General features: G+C 72.4%; 23 protein-coding genes and 2 pseudogenes. 19 read left to right on the top strand and 6 right to left on the bottom strand.

Going from position 1 to position 21,814, the window contains the following annotated elements:
- Positions 1-30: 30 nt before the first annotated feature.
- The 4 genes and pseudogenes from AB0D18_RS08540 to AB0D18_RS08525 all read right to left on the bottom strand — a co-directional run.
- Positions 31-744 carry a 2OG-Fe dioxygenase family protein gene (locus tag AB0D18_RS08540; RefSeq protein WP_362414333.1) on the bottom strand — a complete coding sequence of 238 codons (714 nt, stop codon included), beginning with the start codon at positions 742-744 and terminating at the stop codon, positions 31-33.
- 52 nt (positions 745-796) lie between these two features.
- A complete protein-coding gene (locus AB0D18_RS08535) occupies positions 797-1,126 on the bottom strand; it encodes a 2Fe-2S iron-sulfur cluster-binding protein (RefSeq protein ID WP_362414331.1) in 330 nt (109 codons plus the stop codon).
- A 307-nt stretch (positions 1,127-1,433) separates the two neighbouring features.
- Complete coding sequence (locus tag AB0D18_RS08530) at positions 1,434-2,195, bottom strand: class I SAM-dependent methyltransferase (RefSeq protein WP_362414713.1); 762 nt, start codon at positions 2,193-2,195, stop codon at positions 1,434-1,436.
- A gap of 60 nt (positions 2,196-2,255) precedes the next feature.
- Positions 2,256-2,789 (bottom strand): annotated as a pseudogene (locus AB0D18_RS08525) (LysR substrate-binding domain-containing protein); the annotation flags it as partial.
- Between the two features lie 28 nt (positions 2,790-2,817).
- On the opposite strand from AB0D18_RS08525, the pseudogene AB0D18_RS08520 reads away from it, so the two are divergent.
- Together AB0D18_RS08520 and AB0D18_RS08515 are read left to right on the top strand one after the other, a co-directional pair.
- Positions 2,818-2,943 (top strand): annotated as a pseudogene (locus AB0D18_RS08520) (nuclear transport factor 2 family protein); the annotation flags it as partial.
- A gap of 22 nt (positions 2,944-2,965) precedes the next feature.
- Positions 2,966-3,226: a nuclear transport factor 2 family protein gene (locus tag AB0D18_RS08515; protein WP_362414711.1), complete on the top strand. Its 261-nt coding sequence runs from the start codon at positions 2,966-2,968 to the stop codon at positions 3,224-3,226.
- Here the strand turns inward: AB0D18_RS08515 and AB0D18_RS08510 are convergent.
- Positions 3,183-4,595, bottom strand: a complete 1,413-nt coding sequence (locus AB0D18_RS08510) for a cytochrome P450 (protein ID WP_362414329.1) — start codon at positions 4,593-4,595, stop codon at positions 3,183-3,185. The genes AB0D18_RS08515 and AB0D18_RS08510 overlap by 44 nt on opposite strands.
- 261 nt (positions 4,596-4,856) lie before the next feature.
- Here AB0D18_RS08510 and AB0D18_RS08505 point away from each other — a divergent pair, with 261 nt between their 5' ends.
- The 9 genes from AB0D18_RS08505 (at position 4,857) to mtnB (ending at position 12,101) form a co-directional block, all read left to right on the top strand.
- A complete protein-coding gene (locus AB0D18_RS08505; RefSeq protein WP_362414709.1) occupies positions 4,857-5,360 on the top strand; it encodes an RNA polymerase sigma factor in 504 nt (167 codons plus the stop codon).
- Positions 5,357-6,169 carry a zf-HC2 domain-containing protein gene (locus AB0D18_RS08500; RefSeq protein WP_362414327.1) on the top strand — a complete coding sequence of 271 codons (813 nt, stop codon included), beginning with the start codon at positions 5,357-5,359 and terminating at the stop codon, positions 6,167-6,169. The genes AB0D18_RS08505 and AB0D18_RS08500 overlap by 4 nt, the downstream gene beginning before the upstream one ends.
- 101 nt (positions 6,170-6,270) lie before the next feature.
- A complete protein-coding gene (locus tag AB0D18_RS08495; protein ID WP_362414325.1) occupies positions 6,271-7,077 on the top strand; it encodes an ABC transporter ATP-binding protein in 807 nt (268 codons plus the stop codon).
- A complete protein-coding gene (locus AB0D18_RS08490) occupies positions 7,074-8,468 on the top strand; it encodes a hypothetical protein (RefSeq protein ID WP_362414323.1) in 1,395 nt (464 codons plus the stop codon). Before AB0D18_RS08495 ends, AB0D18_RS08490 begins: the two co-directional genes overlap by 4 nt.
- The gene (locus AB0D18_RS08485) at positions 8,465-9,040 is read left to right on the top strand and encodes a hypothetical protein (RefSeq protein ID WP_362414321.1); all 576 of its coding nucleotides are present in this window, start codon (positions 8,465-8,467) and stop codon (positions 9,038-9,040) included. The genes AB0D18_RS08490 and AB0D18_RS08485 overlap by 4 nt, the downstream gene beginning before the upstream one ends.
- A 147-nt stretch (positions 9,041-9,187) precedes the next feature.
- Entirely contained in the window at positions 9,188-9,979 is a 792-nt protein-coding gene (locus AB0D18_RS08480; protein WP_362414319.1) for an amidohydrolase family protein, read from the top strand.
- 160 nt (positions 9,980-10,139) lie between these two features.
- Positions 10,140-10,748, top strand: coding sequence for a cupin (locus AB0D18_RS08475; protein ID WP_362414317.1), 609 nt, complete (start codon positions 10,140-10,142; stop codon positions 10,746-10,748).
- Entirely contained in the window at positions 10,745-11,458 is a 714-nt protein-coding gene (gene mtnC / locus AB0D18_RS08470) for an acireductone synthase (protein ID WP_362414315.1), read from the top strand. The genes AB0D18_RS08475 and mtnC overlap by 4 nt, the downstream gene beginning before the upstream one ends.
- Positions 11,459-11,486: 28 nt before the next feature.
- Positions 11,487-12,101 (top strand): methylthioribulose 1-phosphate dehydratase, encoded by a 615-nt coding sequence (mtnB, locus tag AB0D18_RS08465; protein WP_362414707.1) that lies wholly within the window; start codon positions 11,487-11,489, stop codon positions 12,099-12,101.
- Positions 12,102-12,223: 122 nt separating this feature from the next.
- Here mtnB and mtnA read toward each other — a convergent pair whose 3' ends face one another.
- Positions 12,224-13,297, bottom strand: a complete 1,074-nt coding sequence (gene mtnA, locus AB0D18_RS08460; RefSeq protein ID WP_362414313.1) for an S-methyl-5-thioribose-1-phosphate isomerase — start codon at positions 13,295-13,297, stop codon at positions 12,224-12,226.
- A gap of 249 nt (positions 13,298-13,546) precedes the next feature.
- On the opposite strand from mtnA, the gene AB0D18_RS08455 reads away from it, so the two are divergent.
- The 8 genes from AB0D18_RS08455 to AB0D18_RS08420 all read left to right on the top strand — a co-directional run bounded on the left by AB0D18_RS08455 (position 13,547) and on the right by AB0D18_RS08420 (position 21,757).
- Positions 13,547-14,608, top strand: coding sequence for a BMP family ABC transporter substrate-binding protein (locus AB0D18_RS08455; RefSeq protein WP_362414311.1), 1,062 nt, complete (start codon positions 13,547-13,549; stop codon positions 14,606-14,608).
- Between the two features lie 133 nt (positions 14,609-14,741).
- Entirely contained in the window at positions 14,742-16,310 is a 1,569-nt protein-coding gene (locus tag AB0D18_RS08450; RefSeq protein WP_362414705.1) for an ABC transporter ATP-binding protein, read from the top strand.
- Complete coding sequence (locus tag AB0D18_RS08445) at positions 16,307-17,371, top strand: ABC transporter permease (protein ID WP_362414309.1); 1,065 nt, start codon at positions 16,307-16,309, stop codon at positions 17,369-17,371. The genes AB0D18_RS08450 and AB0D18_RS08445 overlap by 4 nt, the downstream gene beginning before the upstream one ends.
- Positions 17,371-18,312, top strand: a complete 942-nt coding sequence (locus tag AB0D18_RS08440) for an ABC transporter permease (protein WP_362414307.1) — start codon at positions 17,371-17,373, stop codon at positions 18,310-18,312. The genes AB0D18_RS08445 and AB0D18_RS08440 overlap by 1 nt, the downstream gene beginning before the upstream one ends.
- The gene (locus AB0D18_RS08435; RefSeq protein WP_362414305.1) at positions 18,309-19,067 is read left to right on the top strand and encodes a nucleoside phosphorylase; all 759 of its coding nucleotides are present in this window, start codon (positions 18,309-18,311) and stop codon (positions 19,065-19,067) included. The genes AB0D18_RS08440 and AB0D18_RS08435 overlap by 4 nt, the downstream gene beginning before the upstream one ends.
- Complete coding sequence (locus AB0D18_RS08430) at positions 19,064-20,353, top strand: amidohydrolase (RefSeq protein ID WP_362414303.1); 1,290 nt, start codon at positions 19,064-19,066, stop codon at positions 20,351-20,353. The genes AB0D18_RS08435 and AB0D18_RS08430 overlap by 4 nt, the downstream gene beginning before the upstream one ends.
- A complete protein-coding gene (locus AB0D18_RS08425; RefSeq protein ID WP_362414301.1) occupies positions 20,350-21,018 on the top strand; it encodes a sulfite oxidase-like oxidoreductase in 669 nt (222 codons plus the stop codon). Before AB0D18_RS08430 ends, AB0D18_RS08425 begins: the two co-directional genes overlap by 4 nt.
- Positions 21,011-21,757 (top strand): ferredoxin reductase, encoded by a 747-nt coding sequence (locus AB0D18_RS08420; RefSeq protein WP_362414299.1) that lies wholly within the window; start codon positions 21,011-21,013, stop codon positions 21,755-21,757. Before AB0D18_RS08425 ends, AB0D18_RS08420 begins: the two co-directional genes overlap by 8 nt.
- The last annotated feature ends 57 nt before the right edge of the window (positions 21,758-21,814 follow it).

Here is a 21,814-nt window from a genome sequence, read left to right as displayed (position 1 = left end):
AAACGGTGCGGTGGGGCCGTCGCCTGACGGTTACGGCGCGGTACGAGGGAAGAAGTCGACGAGCAGCGTGTCGCGGACCCCGACACGGGTGCCCGGCGAAGGGGCGAAGGGGGTGACGCCGTGCAGCACCCGCCGGTCGTCGAGGACTATGGCGGCGAAGGGCTCGGTGAGCACGGTCGTGTGGATCGGGCGGTGCTGCAGGTCGTACAGGCACGACTCGGCCCCCTGCACGTCCTCCCGCCGGATCAGCACCTGTCCGACGTAGTGGTGCCCGTCCCGGTGAACCCCTTCCGGAGCGGGATTGCCCTCCGCGCCGGCTGTGGCGGTGACGCGGATCTGGTGGACGCCGCATGTGTCGATTCCCGCGCCACTGCCGGGAAGCCGCTCCCGGAGGGCGGTCACGACGGCATGCAGGGCCGGGCCCGTGGCCACCGAGTCGTCCAGCGGCGCGAACATGCGGTCCACACCGCCGTTCACCGAGTTGACGTTCGTGCCCTGGAAGAACGCGGTGTGCGGAAGCCTCTCCCACCGCTCGCCCACCAGACGGAACGTGCCGTAGCGCCGGAAGCGGTACGGCACGTCGGTCGGCAGGTGCTCATCGGCGGGAAGGTCGTTCCACGAATCGGTGAACTCCTTGACGGCGCCGACGGGCACCGTTTCCAGCGCGGCTGTCAGAACCTCGGGGCCGAGCTGGACGAAGGGCTGCTGCGGCTCGCGCACACCACCGGCAGACACATGATTCATCCCGTAATCCTCATCTCGGACACCATCGGACCTGCCGTCGACGGACCTGCCGTCAGCACTGGGCTTCCGGCAGCCGGACGGCCAGCGAGGTGAGCCCTTCGCCCACGGTGAGCCGACAGCCGAGCCTGCTGGAGTGGGTGCGGGGCTCGGCCGTGTAGTCGAGCATGTCGTCCTCGTCCGCATCCGGTTCCGGCAGTACGGAGCCGTTCACCGCGTCCACGAAGACGTGGCAGGTGCCGCAGACGGCGCGGCCCCCGCACTGACCGACGATCCCGTCGATCCCGTGACCGACCGCCGCCGCCATGACACTGGTCCCGACCGGGACGTCCAGTACGGACAGCGTTCCGTCGGGGTGCAGATAGGTGACCTCCGCCGAGCCCATGTTCAACTCCCCCTGAGCCAGGTCGCATGTGTGCTGCCTGTGGTGCCTGTGGTGCCGGGCCGAGCTGGTGCCGGCCGCGGTTGCAAGATCAGAACAGGGCGGGCACGCACGGCACAAGACCGACTCCGAAGGGCGCTCTCGAATGAGATCAGGGTCACGAAGGCAATTGACTGCATAGAGCGCCAAAAGGGCCCGGGGTGCTGGGGTACGACCCGGCCCGCGACTGGCTGCCCGAACCGCCCACGAACCACCCCCGCGCCAGAGCAAGCAGGACTGAGCGACCCGCCCCACCGTGCGCACCCTGCGTTCAGGCCGAGGCTTGGAAGACGTACGCCGTCATCGGGGCGGCAACCGGCCCCGGGCCCAGACGAGCGGTCATCTCCCCGACGACGGTGGCCCGGACGGCCGGCCCGCCGCCCCGCTCCTCCACGGCCGCGCGCACCGGCGTCCCGGTGAGGAACCCGGTGGCGACATCGGCGGCCGACGCGGCCCGGCCCTCCAGCGTCAGCTCCTGCTGCTCCTCGACGGCGAACCCGGCGGCCGCCAGGTCGGCGGCCACCACGGCGGGGTCGGCGTAGCCGTGCGGGACCGTCGGGAGGAACCGCGGCGGGTCGACCGGATAGGCCCGCTCCAGCCCGGCCTGCAGCGCGGCGCCGAAGGCGTGCGTGCCGATCGGGCCCCAGGTGTTGAACAGGAACCTGCCGCCCGGGGCCAGCACCCGGCGGACCTCGGTGAAGGCCGCGACCCGGTCGGGGAAGAACATCACGCCGAACTGGCAGACCACCAGGTCGAAGCCTCCGTCCTGGAACGGCAGCCGCTGTGCGTCGGCCTGCTGCCACACCGCGCCCGGGGCCCGGGACGACCCGAAGGCGACCATGGCCTCGTTCAGGTCGGTGGCCGTCACCTCGGCCGACGGTACCGCCGCGAGCAGGCCCGACGTCAAAACGCCCGTACCCGCGGCCAGTTCGAGGATCCGCCGAGGGCGGAGTGCCGACGCCCGGGCGGCCAGGTCATCGGCGAAGGGCCGGAAGACCACCGGGACCAGGTACTGCTCATAGGCCGCAGGCATGGACTCGGACCACTGCCGGTCAGCGTCGATTCCCGTCATTTTCCTCACGGTAGCCGTATCGGCGCACGTCAGCACCCCGGGTATCAGCGCGATCGCGTGACCGGTCGCTACCAGGGCCGGCTTGCCGAGCAGATCGGCCGCGGCGAGGTCGATGCGGACTCCGACTCCGGCCCGGGCGGCGTGCTGGCGCAGCAGCGCCGCCGAGCCGTCGTTGTCCTCGGCCCAGGTCTGGTCGGCCGGCGTCTCCATGCGCACCGGACCGCGCCCGGCCTGCGGATGACCCACGGGCCGGACGACGACCATGCCGTCCAGCCCGAGGAACCGTCGTTCGACCCGCTGGTCAGGGGGCAGCCCCGGCGGCGCATCGGTGACCACAGCGAGCCCGGGAAGCAGGCTCCATCGGAGGGATACGGCAGGCCCCGGATGGCCCCGGACGGCTTCGGGGGCGATCCCCGAGGCCGGCGAGGGGGTCGCACCGACGGCCGGCGGCCGGTCGAACGCCCCGTCGTGAGCGTCTCGTACCGCGCGAACGGCACGGTCGGCCTCGTTGAGCGTCGCCAGGGCGTGGCGCCGGAACACCTCGCCCGCAGACGTCATCGCTGCCGCCGCCACGGTCCCCGCCGTGGAGGACGCCGTACTCGAACCGCTCCGCGCCTACATCCGCGGACACGCCACCGGCGACCCCACCCACTTCCGCGAGGCGCTCCTGCCCACCGCACACATCGAGGGGATCCGGGACGGCGCGTTCGTCTCGTGGCCGCTGGACGAGTCTGGACGAGTACTGCGCTCTCTTCCACGGCCGGCCGGCCCCCGACGAACCGACCCGCTCCCGCCGGATCGACTCCGTCGACGTCCACGGCGCCGTCGCGACCGCGACCATGACCCTCTCGCACGGCGCGGACACCTTCACCGACATCTTCCTGCTGGTTCCTGCTGGTCCGCGTCGACGACAGCTGGCACATCGCCAACAAGGCCTACCACCGCCGCTCATGAGAGGCCGAGGGGCCGGCCGGCACGGTCGCCTGTGGTGACCGGGACGCGGCGGGGGCCACGGACGAGGAGGCCCGGACGGTAGGGGAGTTCTGCAGGATCGGCGGTCAGACGCAGGCCGGGGAAGGATGCGAAGAGCCGGGGGAGCGCGATCGTCGCCTCAAGGCGGGCCAGCCGTGAGCCGACGCAGAAGTGCGGGCCGTGGCCGAAGGCGGTGTGGGGCGCTGTGCGAGGGCCGGCGGCCGAAGCACTGGCAGGAGCACCCGAACCCACCGAGGCGCCCGCCGATGTACTGGCCGAAGCGCCCGCCGAAGCATCCGCCGAGGCACTGGCCGAAGCATCCGCCGATGCACTGGCCGATGCCCCGGCCGAAGCCCCGGACAAGGCACCGGCCAGGTACCGGCCGGGGCGGAAGGCGTCCGGTTCCGGGAAGTGCAGGGGGTCGCGGTTGGCGGCGGCCAGTACGGCGAGGACGGAGGCGCCCGCGGGTATGACGACTCCGTCGCCGAGGTCCACGTCCTGGGTCGTGTGCCGCCAGGTCGTGCCCTCCAGCGGGCTGGCGTGCCGCAGCGTCTCGTCGACGACGGCCGGCCAGCGGGCCGGGTCCCGGTGCGCGGACGCCAGTTCCTCCGGGTGCGTGAGCAGCAACAGGGACGCCGAGGCCAGCAGGTTCATGGTGGTTTCGTAGCCCGCGAACAGCAGCAGGAACGCCATGGCGAGCAGTTCCCCGTCGTCGAGCCCGCCCTGTGTCGCGTCCTGGGTGAGGGCGCTGAAGAGGTCGCTCCCCGGTGCGCGCCTTTTCTGTGCGATCAGCTCGGTGAAGTAGGAGTACAGGCAGGTCCACGCCTCGTCCACCGCGCCCGGCTCCAGCGCGCCGGCGGGCGAGCCGACCCGGTACGTCCAGTCCCGCAGGTCCGCCCGGTCGGCCTCCGGCACTCCGAGCACCTCGCCGATGACCAGTACGGGCAGCGGGAAGGCGAAGGAGTCCACGAGGTCGACGTGCTTCCCGCCTTCGAGGCGGCCCGCCAGATCCCGCAGCAGACCGGTGGTCAGCTCTTCGATCCGGGGCCGCAGCGCGTCGACGCGGCGAGGGGTGAAGGCGGCAGCGGTCAGCCGCCGCAGCCGGGTGTGGTCGGGGGCGTCGGAGTTGAGCATGTGGCGCGCCAGGCACGCACGGGCGTGCTGCGCGGGTGAGTCGTTCTTCGGCCGCCCCGCGGCCTTCGGGGGCACGTTCGAGAAGCGGGGGTCGGCGAGGACCGCCCGCGTCTGCTCGTAACCGGTGACGAGCCAGGCGTGGGTGCCGTTGGCGAGCGGGATCCGCGCCACCGGCGCCCGGTCGCGCAGGCGGGCGTAGTACGGATACGGGTCGCGGGCGAAGGCGGGATCTGCGGGATCCAGGGGAACGGTCACCCCTGCATCCTCGCCGGGCCGGAACTGCCGGAGGGAGCGGCGTACGGCCAGGGACGACGGGCCGGGCCTGTGGGAACCCGACAGCGGTCGCGCACGAGGCCGTCCCCCGGGGCGATGTCGAGGGCGGCCGGACGCGATCCGGATGTGACCCGGATCACCCCCCGGGGAAAACCTGCGGCCCCTGCCGCACGTCTAGCAGGTGTGAAGCGAGCGAGGGCGGCAGCGCCGCAGGACCTGGACGACGAGCGTCTTCTGCGACGGGTGGCCCGGGGCGACCGGGCCGCCTTCGAGGAGCTGTACCGGCGTACGTCGCCGTGGCTGGCGGTGCGGTTGAGCAGGCGTTGTGCCGACCAGCAGATCGTTGCCGAGGTCATGCAGGAGACGTACCTGGCGGTGTGGCGGGCGGCGGGCACCTTCGCCGGGAGCCGGACCGGAGGAACGGCCGTCGGCTGGCTGTGGACGATCGCAGCCCGCCGTCTCGTCGACGCGTTCCGGCGCAGGGCCCACCACGCGGAGCCGCCGCCCGCCGCCGCTCCGTACCCCGTTGCGCCCGCGGCGGAGGACGAGGCGCTGGTGGCCACCGTCGGCGGCGACGTCGGGGACGCGCTGCGGCGCCTCGCGCCGGAACTCAGAGAGGTACTGCAGGCCATGGTGCTCGACGGACTGTCCGTCAGGGAGACCGCCGTTCTGCTCGGACTGCCCGAGGGAACGGTCAAGACCCGTGCCCGCCGGGCCCGGACCGTGATGCGGGAGGCGCTGGCATGAACCACGTGGAACACGCTTCGGCACGGCTCATCGAGAGGTACGTGCGCGGCGACTCGGCTTTCGTCGCGGACGAGGTGTGGGCCCTGGAGGCCCATCTGGAGGGGTGCCGGGGCTGCCGTGACCTGCTGTCGGCCGCCGTGGCGGTCGGGGCGCCCGCAGTGACGGTACTGACCGACGCCGTCTGGTCCGGCCTCGAACACCAACTGGCCGCCGCCGCCCCGGCGCCGGTGCGGCGGCGAAGGGCGCGGCTGTCGGCGTGGACGACGCCCGTCATGGTGCCGTGGCTGGCCATGGTCCTGGTGGTGACGCTGCTCGCCCTCCTGCTGGACCTGGTGGGCCCCGGCCGGGTGTCGCTGATGCTGCTGTTCGCCCCCGTCCTGCCCGTGTGCGGCGTGGCCGCCTCGTGGTCGCGCGGCCTGGACCCGGCGTACGAGCTGACGGCCTCCACACCGAGGGCGGGGCTCCAACTGGTGCTGCGGCGCACCGCGTCCGTACTCGCCGTGGTGATCCCCGCGCTGCTGGCCGGGGGATGGGCGACGGGCGTGACGGCCGCGCAGTGGCTGCTGCCCTGCCTGGCCTTCACCTCGATGACCCTGGCGCTCGGCGGGGTCATCGGCGTGACCCGCGCGGCTGTCGGCCTGGTGGCCGCATGGGCCGTCGCGGTGGTGGCGCCGACCCTGGCCACCAGCCGTACGGCCTTCGCCCTGCAGCCGTACGGACTGCCGGTGTGGGGGCTGATCCTCGCGCTCGGCATCGGCGTCGTGGTCGCCCGCAGGGGCGCGTACACCGTGCTGGGAGCCCACCGTTGAATCCCTCCGAAGAACCCGAAGAACCCGAAGAACCCGAAGAACCCAAAGAGCTCAAAGAACCCGAAGAACCCAAAGAACCGAGAGAGAAGAAGAGGAAGCGTGTGAGCGCAGTGAGCAGGGCCGACATCGCCCCCACGGCCTACGCCTGGGAGATCCGGGCGACCGGGCTGAAGGTCAGGGTCGGCAGGAAGCGGATGGCCGTCGACGGCCTCGACCTGTCGCTGGGCACCGGCGTACACGGTCTCCTCGGCCCCAACGGAGCGGGCAAGACCACCCTCATCCGGGCGCTGGCCACCGTGCTGCGCCCCACCGAGGGCGAGCTGGAGCTGCTCGGGGAGTCCGCGGGCGGGCTTGGCGAGCACCGTGCGCTGCGCCGCCGGATCGGCTACCTGCCGCAGGAGTTCGGCTACTACAAGCGCTTTACCGTGCGCGAGTTCGTCGAGTACATGGCATGGCTGAAGGAGGTGCCCACGGCCGACATCCCCGCAGCGGTGCAGCGCGCCGTGGAGCGGGTCGGCCTGGCCGACCGCGCCGACGAGCGGATGAAGGCCCTGTCGGGCGGGATGGTGCGGCGGGCCGGCATCGCCCAGGCCATCGTCAACGACCCGTCGGTGCTGCTCCTCGACGAGCCGACGGTCGGCCTGGACCCGGCGCAGCGGCTGCGGTTCCGCGATCTGCTCCAGGAGTTGGGGACGGACGCCTGCGTGGTCGTCTCGACCCACTTGGTGGAGGACGTGGCCGCCGCCTGCACCGACGTGGTGCTCTTCGCCGAGGGACGGCTGGTCTTCCAGGGCACCCCGGACGAGCTGGCCGCGGCGGGCGGCCCGGAACACGTGGGCGACAGCCCGCTGGAGCGCGGCTACTCGGCGCTGCTGGCCGACCCGGTACGGACGGGCGGCACCTGGTGAACCTCCGTATCCTGCGCATCGAACTGCGCCGGTCCGTCGCCCCGTGGGCCGGCGCCGTCGTCCTGGTGGCCGCGCTCGCGTTCCTCTACCTCATCCCCGGAGCGTGGTGGAACGGCACCGCGCGGTGGACGGGCCAGTGGACCTCCATGGCCCTGTGGACCCGCTACCTCCTGGCCTTCCTGTGGCCGCTCGCCGTGGGACTCGGAGCGCTGCAGGGGCTGCGCGACCCCCGCTCGAAGATGTCCGAGCTGCTGACCAGCACTCCGCGGCCCACCCGGCACCGCGCGGCCGCCCTCGCGGGCACGACGGCGTTCACCCTGGTCTCGGCCTTCGTCCTCCTCGTCCTCGTGGGCGCGGTACAGGTGCTCGCCGGTGACGCCTCGTACACCCACCTCGGCTGGCTGCCCATTTCGCTGGTGGGGGCGCTCGCACTGGGCGCGGGCGCCGTCCTGGGCATGGGGGTGGCGCGGGCCCTGCCCTCCGCCCTCACCCCGCCCGCGCTGGCCGTGGCCGCCCTTCTGTTCAACAACTTCCTTCGCCAGGTCCAGAGTTCGGACTCGGTGCTGCCGGTCTCCGCGGTGCCGAATCCCCTGTCGCTGCTGTCGCCGGCAGTGGTGGACGTACGCGAAACACTCCTCACGCTCTCCCTCCCCGTGCACCTCGGGCAGACGCTCTGGCTGCTCGGCATGGCCGCGACGGGCCTCGCGCTGCTGGCCGTCGCCGGTCTGCGCGCCCGGCTGCTCGCCCTCACCCCTCTTCTGGCGGGCGGGGCACTCGCCCTGCTCCTGCTGCCGGCCGATGCCCGCGACACGTATGTGGTCGACCGGGCCGCGGCGGAGCAGGTGTGTGAAGGGCCGGTGTGTGTGACGACGGCGCGAGGGGCGCGGCTCGACGACCTGGCGGGCCCCGGCAAGGAGGCGCTGCGGCTGCTGCGCGGCGCGCTGGGCGACCGGGCACCCGTCGCCGTTCGCGAAACGACCGCCCTGCGGGCACTCAGCGCCACGCCGGAGCGGCCGCGCGACGCCGTACTCGTCGACTTCGACGACGGGGTGTTCGGCGGCGCCGAGGGCGACCGGCAGCTGACCCGGGCCCTGGTCGCCCAGGGCGTCGTCCCGCTGTGCCGCCCCCGCAGCGAAACCGAGAGCGGTACGCAGGAGGACGCTGTCGCACAGAGCATCGCGGCCGCCTGGGTGCTCGGGGAGGACCTCCGACCGCTCGACGGAACCATGCACTCCGCGAAGGATCAGGACGTCATGGGCCGCCCGGTCTGGAAGAAGCTCACCGCGCTGCCGCAGGCGGAGCAGCGGAAGCGGATCGCCGCCGCGCACGCCGCCGCGGTCTCCTGCTCGGGCGACGCGCTCGCCGTACTGAACGGCGGTGCGCTCCAGTGAGATGGCTGACGCTGTACGCGCGTGCGCGGCAGGTGCCCGCCTCGCTCGCCGTGGTGGTGCTCAGCGCGCTGGTGGTGTGGGCACTCGCCAGGCTCGGCGGCGGAGGGCCTGCGGATCCGCGGCTGGCCGCGCTCATCCTCGCCGCGGGGGCGACGGCGTTCTCCGTCGGACTCGGCGGGCAGGACCTCGCACTGGACCGGACGGCCGCGATCCGCTGGATGCCCCGCCGGGCGGCGCACCTACTGCTCGCCGGGGTGCTGATCGGCGGGGTGCTGCTGGCGGTGCAGACGATGAGCGGGCAGCCGGCGTCCCCGTCCCTCGTCGCGCGCAACGCTGCGGGGCTGATGGGACTTGTCGCCCTGGGAGCTGCCTGGTTCGGGGGACAGTACGCGTGGGTCCTGCCGGTCGCATGGCTGTCGTTCTCGTTGATCGTCCCGCCCGGGACGGACGTGGCGACGCAGATACTGGCCTGGATGATGCTGCCGCCCGGTACGGAGGCCGGCAGCTGGACGGCCCTCGTCCTGGCAGCCACCGGCTTCGCGGTCTATACGGTCCGGGGCCCGAAGCGTTAGCGGAGGTGGCGGCACCTCTTCGGGTCTGACAACTCCCGAGCAAGGGGTGGCAGTTGAGGACGGGCAGGGACTAGTGTCGTGATAAGCGATCGCTTAGGAAGTGTCTGTGAGAAGGGCAGGGATTCCGTGCCGGTCATCGATGCGTGGATGCAGCACCCCACGGTCCGCCACTTCAACCACGACATGCTGGAGTCCCTGCGCCGATGGACCGGGATGGAGCTGCTGACAGAGCCGTTGCCGGTCGGGGCGACGGTGGACGCGATGGTCGCCGCCGATGTGGAGATCGGCCTTTCGTCCGCCTGGTACGGCCCCGAGGGCGCGCTGATCAGCAACGACGAGGTCGCCGATTTCGTGGCCCAGTCCGAAGGACGGCTGCGCGGGGTGGCCGGGGTGGACCTCACCCGGCCGGTCGCGGCCGTGCGCGAACTGCGCCGTGCCGTGACGGAACTCGGCTTCGTGGCCCTGCGGATCGTGCCCTGGCTGTGGCAACTCCCGCCCACCGACCGGCTGTACTACCCGCTCTACGCGGCCTGCGTCGACCTGGGCGTCCCGTTCTGCACCCAGGTCGGCCACACCGGGCCGCTGCGCCCGTCCGAGACCGGGCGCCCCATCCCGTACATCGACCAGGTCGCGCTCGACTTCCCGGAGCTCACCCTCGTGTGCGGGCACATCGGCTACCCGTGGACCACGGAGATGATCGCGGTGGCCGACAAGCACCCCAATGTCTACATCGACACCAGCGCCTACACCGCCCGCCGCTACCCGCGCGAACTGGTCGACTACTTCCGCGGCCGGGGCCGCAGGAAGGTGCTGTTCGGTTCGAACTACCCCATGATCACCCCGGGTCGGGCGCTGGAGCACCTCGCTGAACTGGAACTGGACGAGGAGACCACGGAGTTGTTCCTGTCCGGCAACGCACGCCGGATCTTCCGTCTCTGACCGGCAGGGGCGTGCGAGGGCGTGCGGGGTGGAGTGCGGGGGCGTGCGGGGTGGCGTGCGTCCCAGTACCTGAAATGTACGTACCAGGTGCTGGATGGGCGGGCTACCCTTTCTGTTCGCTCTTCGTACGTCCTTGCCTTCCGAGTGCCCTGGAGTCGCCGTGACCCTCCTCACCACCTGGCCCGAGTCCGGCCCCGAGACCGTCGTCCGCCGTACGGCCGACCCGGCGGAGATCGCCGCCGCGCTCGCCCCGATCGGCGTGCGGTACGAGCAGTGGCCGGTCCTGGAGCACGTGCCCTTTGACGCCGGGATCGAGGAGGTGTCCGCCGCGTACCGTGCGGACATCGACAAGCTGACCGCCGAGGAAGACTTCAAGATGGTCGACGTGGTCGCGCTGCACCCCGGCGACGACCCGGAGTTCCCGGCGAAAGCCGCGGCCGCGCGGGCGAAGTTCCTGCAGGAGCACACGCACGACGACGATGACGAGGTGCGCTTCTTCGTCGCCGGGTCCGGGATCTTCTACCTGCACGCGCAGGGCGAGGTGCATGCGGTGCTCTGCGAGAAGGGCGACCTGCTGGGCGTGCCGCGCGGCACCACCCACTGGTTCGACATGGGCACGTCCCCCTCCTTCACCGCGATCCGCTTCTTCCACGAGGAGGACGGCTGGATCGGGAACTTCACCGGGTCCCCGATCGCCGCGCGCTTCCCCGACTTCGACACGATCACCGCCGCGTACGCCGCCGAAGCAGAGGCAGAGGTCGCACAGTGACTCCTGTGTACGACGTGGACGCGGTGGTCCTCGACATCGAGGGCACCACGAGCGCCACGGGCTTCGTCGTCGACGTGCTGTACCCGTACTCGCGGGCGAGCTTCGGTGCGCTGCTGAGCGAGCGGGCCGCCGAGCCCGAGGTCGCCCGAGCGATCGCCCAGGTACGGGAGTTGGCGGGCGAGCCCGACGCGGACGCGGCCCGCATCGAGGCCCTCCTGAACGGCTGGCTGGACGAGGACCGCAAGGCCACCCCGCTGAAGACCCTCCAGGGCATCGTGTGGGCGGAGGGCTTCGCGCGCGGCGAACTGGTCTCGCACTTCTACCCGGACGTCCTGCCGGCGCTGCACGCCTGGAAGGCCGCAGGGCTGAGCCTTTACGTGTACTCCTCGGGGTCGGTGTCCGCCCAGCGGGCGTGGTTCGCCTCGACCCCGGAGGGGGACCTTTCGTCGCTGGTCAGCGGCCTGTACGACACCGAGAACGCGGGGCCGAAGCAGGAGGCCGCCTCGTACCGGGCCATCACCGGTGCCATCGGCACGGCCGCCGACCGCACCCTCTTCCTCTCCGACCGTCCCGGTGAGCTGGACGCGGCCCGTGCGGCCGGCTGGCAGACCGCCGGGGTCCGCCGGGCCGGGGAGCCGTACTACGAGGCGGGGGTGGGCGACCACCCCGAAGCGGCGACATTCGACCGGATCCACCCGAGAGGCAAGTGAGCACAGCATGAGCAGCAGCACCAGTGATCTGTCCGGCGGCGTGTCCGAGCGGGAACTCAAGGCGGCGGGCGCGGTGTTGGCCGCCGAGTCGGCGCGCTTCGCGTCCTTCGGCTGGATGCGCGGCACCTCGGGGAACCTCTCGCAGGTCCTGTCCCGGGACCCGCTGCGGCTCGCGGTCACCGCGTCGGGCCACGACAAGGGCGAGCTGACCGAATCCGACGTCGTCCTGGTCGACGCCGACGGCGCGGCAATAGGCGAGGGCAGGCCCTCCGCCGAGGCCGAACTGCACGCCCGTGTCGCGCGGTTGACCGGTGCGGGCGCGGTCGTGCACGTCCACACCGTCGCCTCGGTAGCGATGGGACACCGCGAGCCGGGCGGCATCGTCTTCCGCGACCTGGAGATGCTCAAGGGTGTCGGCCAGCCGGCCGAGGGCGTCGACGTCACCCTCCCGGTGATCGCCAACAGCCAGGACATGAAGGTGCTCGGCGACCGGCTGGAGGCCGCCCGCAACCCCGGGATGCCCGCCGTCGTGGTCGCCGGTCACGGCATGTACGTGTGGGGTGCGGACGCCCGCCGGGCCCGCCACCACACCGAGGTCGTCGAGTGGCTCCTCGAACTCACCCTGGCGAACCGGGACCGTTGACCGGGACCGTTGACCGGCCCGCCCTGGCGAACCGGAACCGTTGACCGGCCCGCCCTGGCGAACCGGGGCCGGGGCCGGGGCCGGTAGCAGGAGCAGGCCCCGGCCGCCGGCCCCGGCAGCCGTCACGCCAAGTGGCTGCCCGGCAGCTCGCCCGCCCCGAAGTCGAGGACGCCCCGTTCGGTGACGAGGGCGGTGATCAGCCGGCCCGGGGTGACGTCGAAGGCCGGATTGTGGCCCCGGGTGGCGGGCGGGGCCGTGCGGGCGCCGCCGTAGTTCACCACCTCGTCCCCGTCGCGGAGCTCGATGTGGATGTCGTCGCCCGAGGCGGTGGCGACGTCGACGGTGGTGGTGGGCGCGGCGACGAGGAACGGGATCCCCGCGTCCGCGCAGGCCAGGGCCACGCCCAGGGTGCCGACCTTGTTGGCGGTGTCGCCGTTGGCCGCGATGCGGTCGGCCCCGACCACGGCCGCGTCCACCTCGCCGCGCAGGATGGTGCCCGCCGCGGCGCCGTCGGCCTGGACGCAGTGCGCGATGCCCTCGTAGTCGAGCTCCCAGGCCGTGAGGCGGGAGCCCTGGAGGAGGGGGCGGGTCTCGTCGGCGTAGACGAGCTCGACCAGTTGGCGGGCGTGGAGCTCACGGATGACGCCGAGTGCGGTGCCCCAGCCCGCGGTGGCCAGCGCACCGGTGTTGCAGTGGGTGAGGATGCGCAGCGGGCGGGTCAGACCGGTGCGCGCGATGAGCCAGTCGGCGCCGAACACCCCCATGTCCTTGTTGGCCCGGATGTCCTCGCGCTGGATCGCGGCGGCCTCGGCCAGGACGGCCGGCAGCCCGGCGTCAAGGTGCGGCAGGACACGGTCCACGCAGACCGCGAGGTTCACCGCGGTCGGACGGGCCTCGTGGACGCGGTGGACCGCCGCCAGGACCTGCTCGCGGGACCAGCCCTCGCGCTCTCCCTCGATCATGGCGAGAGCCACCCCGTAGGCACCGGCCGCGCCGATCGCGGGAGCGCCGCGTACCACCAACCGGACTATGGCGTCCACGAGTTGGGCCGTATCGCGGATCTCGACGTAAGCGAAGTGATGGGGGAGGATGGTTTGGTCTATGAGGCGCAAGTGGTCTCCGGACCACTCGACGGCACGGAGTTCGGCGGTCGCGGCCGCAGGTATGGCTGCGGTCGTGGCGGCGGGCTGGGACACGGGCGTCTCCTGAGCGGTTGCGGGGGCTGGCAGTGGTTTCGCGGTCTGAAAACAGTGTGCGCACACGGTACTTGAGCTGCGGAAATGCTTTTTGAGACAAGTGTCCAAAATGCGGACGGCCACTTAGAGGTGTCGTACACCGGTGTTACTGTCCTGCACCTGCACCCTCACGGTGTGTTCGTCTCTCTCCTCCTGCTGCTGCCGCCTGGGCGCACATTCCGTGCCAGGCCTGCCCGTTAGGCGATTCACATGCTGAAGCGAATACGTACCGCCACTTTCCGGGCTGCCACCCTCCGGACCGTCGCTCTCGCCTCCGGGGCCGTGCTGCTGGCGACCGCCTGCAACGCCTCCGCGACGAAGTCCGACAAGGCCGCGTCGGCCGACGGCAAGTCCTTCGTGCTGGTCACCCCGGACCCCGTCGCCCAGAACGCCTTCCTCAAGCTCTCCGTCCAGGGCATCAAGGCGGTGGCGAAGACCCACAAGGGAACCTCGAAGACGTACGAGTCCGCGGACGCCTCCGCCCGTACGCAGAACCTCACCGCCGCGGTGAACGACGCGCCGGACGTCGTGGTGATGGTCGGCTACGAGTTCGCGGACCTCACCGCCCAGCAGGCCACGTCCCACCCCGACCAGCAGTTCCTGCTGGTCGACACCTGCACCATCAAGAAGTTCCCGAACGTGACCTGTGCGACCTTCCGCGAACAGGAGGCGGCCTTCCTGGCGGGCGCCGAGGCGGGGCTGCTGACCAAGAGCGGCAAGGTCGGCTCGGTGGACGCGGAGGACAGCCCGGCGGTGCACCGCTACAGCGACGCGTTCGAGGAGGGGGCGAAGAAGACCGCCGCGAGCACCACCGCCTCGACGCGCTACGTGGGCGGCGACAAGCCGTTCGCCGACTCCGCACGCGCCAAGGCACAGGCCAACTCGCTGATCTCCGGCGGCGTCGACCACGTCATGGCCGCAGCGGCGGGCGGCAACTACGGCATCTTCGAGGCCGTGAAGGCCAAGGGCGCGTACGCCTACGGAGTGGACGCCAACCAGTGCCCGGTCGCCAAGGGCGCCGTCGTCGACAACGTCATCAAGAAGACCGACGTCGCCATCGAGAAGGGCGTCGCCGCGATCCTCAAGGGCGACACCGGCCACACCATCTCCTACGGCCTCAAGGAGGACGGCATGAGCCTGACCGGCCTGGAGCGCGGCATCGAGCAGTCCGGCTGCGTCATCGCCGAGCACACCGACGTGATCGAGAAGGTCAAGGCGCTGCGCGAGCAGATCGTCTCAGGGAAGCTGAAGATCGATGACCCCGCAGCCTGAGGAAACCGGTGCGGGACCGGCCCGAGCGGCCGCTCCCGCCGACGGGGCCGCTGTTCTCGGCGAGAGGGAAGTCCCCGCCGCCGGGACAGAAGAAGCCCCCGCCGCCGGGACAGAAGAAGCTCCCGCCGTCGAGATGAGGGGGATCGTCAAGGCGTTCCCCGGCGTCCTCGCCAACGACCGTGTCGACCTCACCGTCCGGCGCGGCGAGATCCACGCCCTGATGGGCGAGAACGGCGCGGGCAAATCGACCCTCATGTCGATCCTGTACGGCCTCCAGCAGCCGGACTCCGGCAGCATCCGGCTCGACGGCCGCGAGGTGACCTTCGCCGACCCGAGCCGGGCGATCGCCGCAGGGCTCGGCATGGTGCACCAGAGCTTCAAGCTGTTCCCGTCGCTGACGGTCGCCGAGAACGTGGTCTACCGGGCCGAGCCGCGCCGGTTCGGCCTGGTGGACCGGGCCGCCGCCCGCCGCCGGACGGCGGAACTCGCCGCCGCGCACGGCCTGGACGTCGACCCGGACGCCAAGGTCGGCGAACTGCCCGTCGGCGTACGCCAGCGGGTGGAGATCCTCAAGCTGCTGCACCGCGGTGCGCAGGTGCTGATCCTGGACGAGCCGACCGCCGTCCTCACCCCCGCCGAGGCGGACTCCCTCTTCGCGGTCCTGCGCTCGCTCGCCGACGAGGGCCGCACCGTGCTCCTCGTCACGCACAAGCTGCGCGAGGTCCTGGAGGGCTCCGACAACGTCACCGTGCTGCGCGACGGCAAGGTGGCCGCCCTGCTCCGCACCGCCGACACCACGGCCGAGGACATCGCCGCCGCGATGACCGGCCGCGAGGTCGAGCTCGACCGCATCCACCCCGGCGGCACACCCGCCGACGAGGTGCTGTCCGTGAGCGGCCTCACCCTGCCCGGGGTGCACGACGTCTCGCTGTCCGTACGGGCCGGGGAGATCGTCGGCATCGCGGGCGTCGCGGGCAACGGCCAGTCCGAACTCGTCGAGGCCCTCGCCGGGCTGCGGCCCGCCGAAGCGGGCCAGGTCCAGGTCGCGGGCACCTACGTCACCCGGGCTGGCGCCGCCGGACGACGGGCCGCCGGGCTCGCGTACGTACCCGAGGACCGGGGCGAGGTGGGCACCGCCCGCACCGCCTCGATCGCCGAGAACCTCGTGATGGGCCACCACCGCACCCCGCGGCTCTCCCGGCGCGGCCTGCTGCCGCGGGCCGCCGTCCGCGCGCACGCGCTGAAGCTGATCGAACGCTTCGGCATCAAGGCGTCCTCGCCCGACGCGGCGGCCGGTTCGCTCTCCGGCGGCAACCTCCAGAAACTCGTCATCGGGCGCGAACTCGCCCACGACGCACCCCTGTTGATCGTCGAGCAGCCCACCAGGGGCGTGGACATCGGCGCGATCGAGAACATCCACCGCGAGTTCGTCGCCTACCGCGACGCCGGTCACGCGGTGCTGCTCGTCTCCGCCGAGCTCAGTGAGATCCGCGGCCTGTCCGACCGGGTCCTGGTCATGTACGAGGGCCGGATCGCCGCCGAGTACGACCGGGAGGCGGCCGACGAACGCACCCTCGGACTCGCGATGGCGGGCGGCAAGCTGCCCGAAGCCGGCGCCGTGCCAGAACCCCGTACGAGTACCAACACCAGCACCAGCACCAGCACCAGCACAAGCACCACCAAGAGGATGAGTAAGACGTGAGTACCCGCATACCGGGCCGGGCACTGCGTTCCCCCGTGCTCCTCTCCGTGCTCGGCGCGCTCGTCGTCGGCACGGTCTTCCTGGTCGCCACCGGATCCGACCCGTTCACCGCGTACGGCGCGATCCTGGGCGGCGCGTTCGGCGCCGACGGCATCGGCTCGACGCTCGCGAGCGCGACCAGCGTGATCGGTCTCGCCGTGGCCCTCGCGATCCCGCTGCGCGCCGGACTCCTCAACCTCGGCGGCGAGGGCCAGCTGGTCCTCGGCGGCATCACTGCCGCGGTCGTCGGCCTGTACTCGCCGCTGCCCGCCCCGCTGACCGTACTGCTCTGCCTGCTCGCCGGGACGGGCGCAGGCGCGGCCTACGCAGCGCTGGCCGCCGTGTGCCAGAACCGCTTCGGGGTGCCGCTGCTGATCAGCAGCCTGCTGCTGAGCTACCCGGCGGTCTCCCTCGCCTCCTACCTGGCGCGCTACCCCCTCAAGGACCCCGCCTCCGGCCTCCCGCAGACCCGCCAGCTCCCCGAAGGGGTCGCGCTGCCCGAGTTCGGTACGTCGACGGTGACCCTCGGCCTCCTTCTCGTACTGGCCGTGGCCGTCGCCTTCTGCTTCGTCGACGCGCGCACCGCCACCGGCTACGAGATCCGGATGTCCGGCCTCAACAGCCGGTTCGCCTCCTACGCGGGCATCGACAGGCCCCGGCTCACCGTCCGGCTGCTCGCCGTGTCCGGCGGGGTCGCCGGGCTGGTCGGGGCGGTCGGCGTGCTGGGCTTCCCGTACCGCTTCACCGACGGCGTGCTCACCTCGGCCGGGGACACCTGGACGGGGCTGATGGCCGCGCTGCTCGTCTCCGCGGCGCCGGTCGGGACGGTGCTCGCCGCGCTGTTCTTCGCTGCGCTCAAGGTCGGCGGGCTGAACATGGAGCGGGTCACCGAGGTGCCGAGCGAGCTGACCGGGATTCTCCAGGCGATCGTGATCGTCTTCCTGGCGGCCAGATTCACCCTCAAGCGGCGCAGGGCCACCACTGTGGCCCCGGCCCCCGCCGAGCAGAAGGAGAGCGTCTGATGTTCTTCGACTCCGACCTCTTCCTCGCCGCCCTCGGCGCCCTCACCCCGATCCTCCTCGCCGCTCTCGGCGGCGCGGTCTGCGAGCGGGCGGGCGTGTTCAACATCGCCCTCGAAGGCACCATGCTGATGGGCTGCTTCACCGCGGTCGCCGTCAGCTGGTTCACCGGCTCGCCCTGGCTGGGCGTGCTGGTCGCGGCCCTCGCCGCAGCCGCGTACTCGCTGATCCTGGCCGTCGGCGCGGTCACCTTCAAGGGCGACGCCGTGGTCCTGGGCGTGGCGATGAACCTCCTCGCCGTCGGCCTCACCGGGTTCCTGCTCCGTACGGTCTTCGGTGTCCGGGGCACCTTCGACGACCCCGGACTGAAGGGTCTCGGCGCCATCGACATACCGGTCGTCCAGGACATTCCGTTCCTGGGGTCCGTCCTGTCCGGGCACACCGGCCTCACCTACCTCTCCTGGATCACGGTCGCCGTCGCCGCCGTCCTCCTCTCCCGCCACCCGTGGGGCCTGCGGCTGCGCGGCGTCGGCGAGAGCCCGGACGCCGCCGCGACCCTCGGGGTGAGCCCCGTGAAGTACAAGTACGCGGCGGTACTCGTCTCGGGTGCGCTGTGCGGTCTCGCGGGCGCCCAACTGGCACTGGGCAGTGTGACGTTGTTCACCGAGGACATGACCGCGGGACGCGGCTGGATCGCCGTCGTCGCGGTGATGCTCGGCCGTGCCCTGCCCGTCGGCGTGCTCCTCGCGGGGCTGCTCTTCGGCATCGCCGAGGCCACCGGGTTCCGCCTCCAGGGCCTCGGTCTGCCCCAGCAGGCCACCGACGCCGCGCCGTACGTCGTTACGCTGATCGCACTGTTCCTCACGACGGCCGAGCGCCGCCGCCGTACCCGAGCCCGTACCCCCGCCCGAACCCAACCCCACGCCGGAGTGACCGAAGCATGACGCAGGACCTGCTGCCCATCACCCGCATCCCCCGCACCGGCCTGCCCCCGCACGCGATCGTGGTCGGCGACCCGGCGCGCGCGGCAGCGGTCGCGGAGCTCCTGGAGAACCCCGAGGAGGTCTCCCACCACCGCGAGTACCGCACCTTCACCGGTACGTGGAAGGGCACCCCGGTCACCGTCGCCTCGCACGGCGTCGGCGGCCCCGGCGCGATCCTCCTCTTCCAGGAACTCGCCGACGCCGGCACCCGGACGTTCCTCCGCCTCGGCACGGCCGGCGCCATCGCCGCCGGCATCAACGACGGCGACCTGGTCATCGCCGAGGCGGCCGTGCGCGACGACGGCGTGACGCAGCAGCTCGTGGCGCCCGAGTACCCCGCCTTCGCGTCCCCCGAGAGCGTCCTCGCCCTCCAGCAGGCCGCCCGCGAGGCAGCCGCCCCGTACCACCGCGGTGTGGTGTGGACCCGGGCCGCCTTCCAGCCGGGCTTCGTCGACCTGCCCGTCGACGCGTACACCCGCGCCGGGATCGCCGCGATCGAGATGGAACTCTCCGCGCTCCTGATCCTGGCCTCCACCCGCGGCCTGGTCGCGGGCGGCGTCCTGGTCATCGACGGCGTCAACGCCGACGAACTCGCCGACGAGGAGGCCACCGGCGGCTACGACCCGCACCGCGACGTCGTCGCCGAAGGCGTGGCACGCGGCAGCGTCGTCGCACTGGAGGCGCTGCGGCTGCTGGCCGAGGGGGAGCAGCGATGAGCGAGCGCATGGACCTCCTGGTGCACGGCGGCGAAGTCCTCACCATGGACGCCTCCGGCACCGTCGTACGCGAAGGCTCGGTCGCGGTCCGCGACGGCGTGATCGTCGCGGTCGGGGCGGACCTGCCGTACGAGACGGCCGCCGAGACCGTCGACGCGACCGGCTGCCTGGTCCTCCCCGGGCTGATCAACACGCACACCCATCTGGCGATGACCATGTTCCGCGGCCGCGCCGACGACGTGGACCTCCAGGAGTTCCTGGCCCGGGTGATCCCCGCCGAGGCCGAGCTGCTCGCTCCCGGGAACGTCGCCGCCGCCGTGCGTCTCGCGATAGCGGAGTCCGTACGGGCCGGGGTGACCTCGGCCCTCGACATGTACTGGTTCCACGAGGCCGCCGAACAGGCCGCGCGCGACGCGGGCTGGCGGCTGCACGCCGGGCCGACCTTCATGGACGTCCCAGGACCGCCGGACGGCCGCGCGTACGCCGAGCGCCTCGGCTGGGCCCGCCGCAGCCTGGAGGCGTACACCCCCGCCCCCGGCACCCGCCCGGTGGTCTTCGCGCACTCCGCCTACACCCTCGACCCGGGGCAGCTCGTCGACATCTTCGCGCTGGCCCGCGAGTTCGGCGCGCTCATCCACATCCACGCGTCCGAGAACGCCGGCGAAGTCGCCATGGTCTCCGAGCGCTACGGCAAGCGGCCCGTCGAACTCCTCGAATCCCTCGGCCTGTTGGGCCCCGACGTGCTGCTCGCGCACGCCGTGGACCTCACCCCCGACGAGATCGCGGCGCTCGCCCGCACCGGCACCTCCACCGCCCACTGCCCGGTCTCCAACCTCAAGCTGGGCTGCGGCATTTCGCCCGTCCCCGCCCTCCTCGACGCGGGCGTCACCGTGGGCCTGGGCACCGACGGCGCGGTCAGCTCCAACACCCTCGACCTGATGGGCGCGATCCGCCAGGCCGCCCTCGTCCACAAGGCGGGCGGCGACCCGACCGCCGTGAATGCCGAGCAGGCCGTCCGGATGGCCACCGTGGAGGGCGCCCGCGCGCTCGGGCTCGCCGACCAGCTGGGCTCGCTTGAGCCGGGCAAGCGCGCCGACCTGATCGTCCTGGACACCGGGCGCCCGCACCTCACCCCGAGGCACGACCCGTACGCGATGCTCGCTTACGCCGCCCAGTCCTCGGACGTACGGGACACCGTCGTCGACGGCCGGGTGCTGATGCGCGACCGCGTCCTGCTGACCCTCGACGAGGCGGCCGTACGGGCCGACCTGGAGGCCCTGGCATGACCGGCACCGGCGTCACAGGTACCGGCGTGACCGGCACCGGCGTCGCGGGCGTCACCGGTGTCACCCGCGGCTTCACGGGCCGTGCCCGCGCAGCCGACCGCGACCCGCGGCTGCCGCCGGGACAGTACGACGCGCGGGACTCCTGGCCGGTGCTCTCCGCCGAGGTGACCCCCGAACTGCCGCCCGCCGACTGGTCGTTCCGTATCGAAGGCCTGGTCGCCGACGCGCAGACCTGGTCCTGGGACGAGGCGCACGCACTACCCGCCGCCTCCTACGAGGGCGACATCCACTGCGTCACCAGCTGGTCGAAGTTCGGCGTCCGCTTCGGCGGGGTGTCCCTCGACACCTTCCTCGACGCGGCAGGACCGCTGCCCACCGCGACCCACGCGGTGGCGTACTCCCACACCGGCTACACCGCCAACCTCCCCCTGGAGGACCTGACCGGCGGCCGGGCCTGGATCGTCTGGGAGTACGACGGCGAACCGCTGCCGCCCGAGCACGGCGGCCCGGCCCGGCTGATCGTGCCCCACCTGTACTTCTGGAAGAGCGCCAAGTGGATCGCGGGGATCACCCTCCTCGACCACGACGCACCCGGCTTCTGGGAGCAGAACGGCTACCACCACCGCGGCAACCCCTGGGAAGAGCAGCGCTACTCCGGTGACTGACACGTTTACGCCCCCCGCCTTCGTGCCGCCGACGCGCTTCGCCGTCCCCGGCCGCATCGCCGTCAGCAACCGGGCCGCCGCCCGGTGGCAGAGCGCGACCCTGACCGAGATCCGCCGCGAGACCCCGAACGCCGCCACCTTCCGCCTCGCGGTCCCCGGCTGGCAGGGCCACCTCCCCGGCCAGCACCTGATGCTGCGCCTGACGGCCGCCGACGGGTACGTGGCCCAGCGCCACTACTCGATCGCCTCCGCCCCCGACGACGGCGGCCACATCGAGCTGACCCTGGACCACGTCGAGGGCGGCGAGGTCTCCGGGCACCTCCACACCGTCGCCCGCCCCGGCGACGTCTTCGAGGTGCGCGGCCCGCTCAGCGGCTTCTTCGCCTGGCCGGGCGACCGCCCGGCGCTGCTCGTCGGCGCGGGCTCGGGCGTCGTACCGCTGATGTCGATGGTGCGCCACCACCGGTTGCGCGCTCTCACCGTTCCCCTGCGGCTGATCGTGTCCGCGCGTACGCCCGACGACCTCGTCTATGCCGAGGAGTACGGGGCGGAGACCACCCCCGTCTTCACCCGCACCCCCGGCGGCGGGCGGCTGTCCGCCGAGCACCTGGCGCCGTTCATGGACGAGGAGTGGGAGGCGTACGTCTGCGGCTCCAACGCCTTCGCGGAGCACGCCTCCCGGCTCCTCGTCGAGCTGGGTCAGCCGGTGGACCGGATCAGGATCGAACGCTTCGGCTGAGCCGGGGGCCGCTGGGCCTCGCATGCGCTGGGCCCGGGGCCTCACATGCACTGGGCC

Source organism: Streptomyces sp. NPDC048442, from assembly GCF_040651475.1.
Classification (GTDB): Bacteria; Actinomycetota; Actinomycetes; order Streptomycetales; family Streptomycetaceae; genus Streptomyces.
Note: the sequence above shows the minus strand (reverse complement) of the source record. Positions and strands in the feature narration are given on the sequence as shown.

Excerpts from the sequence above, each read along its gene's own strand:
- AB0D18_RS08425 (WP_362414301.1), top strand. The coding sequence starts at position 20,350 with ATGACCGGCACCGGCGTCACAGGTACCGGCGTGACCGGCACCGGCGTC.
- AB0D18_RS08455 (WP_362414311.1), top strand. The coding sequence starts at position 13,547 with ATGCTGAAGCGAATACGTACCGCCACTTTCCGGGCTGCCACCCTCCGG.
- AB0D18_RS08430 (WP_362414303.1), top strand. The coding sequence starts at position 19,064 with ATGAGCGAGCGCATGGACCTCCTGGTGCACGGCGGCGAAGTCCTCACC.
- AB0D18_RS08435 (WP_362414305.1), top strand. The coding sequence starts at position 18,309 with ATGACGCAGGACCTGCTGCCCATCACCCGCATCCCCCGCACCGGCCTG.
- AB0D18_RS08480 (WP_362414319.1), top strand. The coding sequence starts at position 9,188 with ATGCAGCACCCCACGGTCCGCCACTTCAACCACGACATGCTGGAGTCC.
- AB0D18_RS08440 (WP_362414307.1), top strand. The coding sequence starts at position 17,371 with ATGTTCTTCGACTCCGACCTCTTCCTCGCCGCCCTCGGCGCCCTCACC.
- AB0D18_RS08450 (WP_362414705.1), top strand. The coding sequence starts at position 14,742 with ATGAGGGGGATCGTCAAGGCGTTCCCCGGCGTCCTCGCCAACGACCGT.
- AB0D18_RS08530 (WP_362414713.1), bottom strand. The coding sequence starts at position 2,195 with ATGCCTGCGGCCTATGAGCAGTACCTGGTCCCGGTGGTCTTCCGGCCC.
- AB0D18_RS08540 (WP_362414333.1), bottom strand. The coding sequence starts at position 744 with ATGAATCATGTGTCTGCCGGTGGTGTGCGCGAGCCGCAGCAGCCCTTC.
- AB0D18_RS08500 (WP_362414327.1), top strand. The coding sequence starts at position 5,357 with ATGAACCACGTGGAACACGCTTCGGCACGGCTCATCGAGAGGTACGTG.
- AB0D18_RS08535 (WP_362414331.1), bottom strand. The coding sequence starts at position 1,126 with ATGGGCTCGGCGGAGGTCACCTATCTGCACCCCGACGGAACGCTGTCC.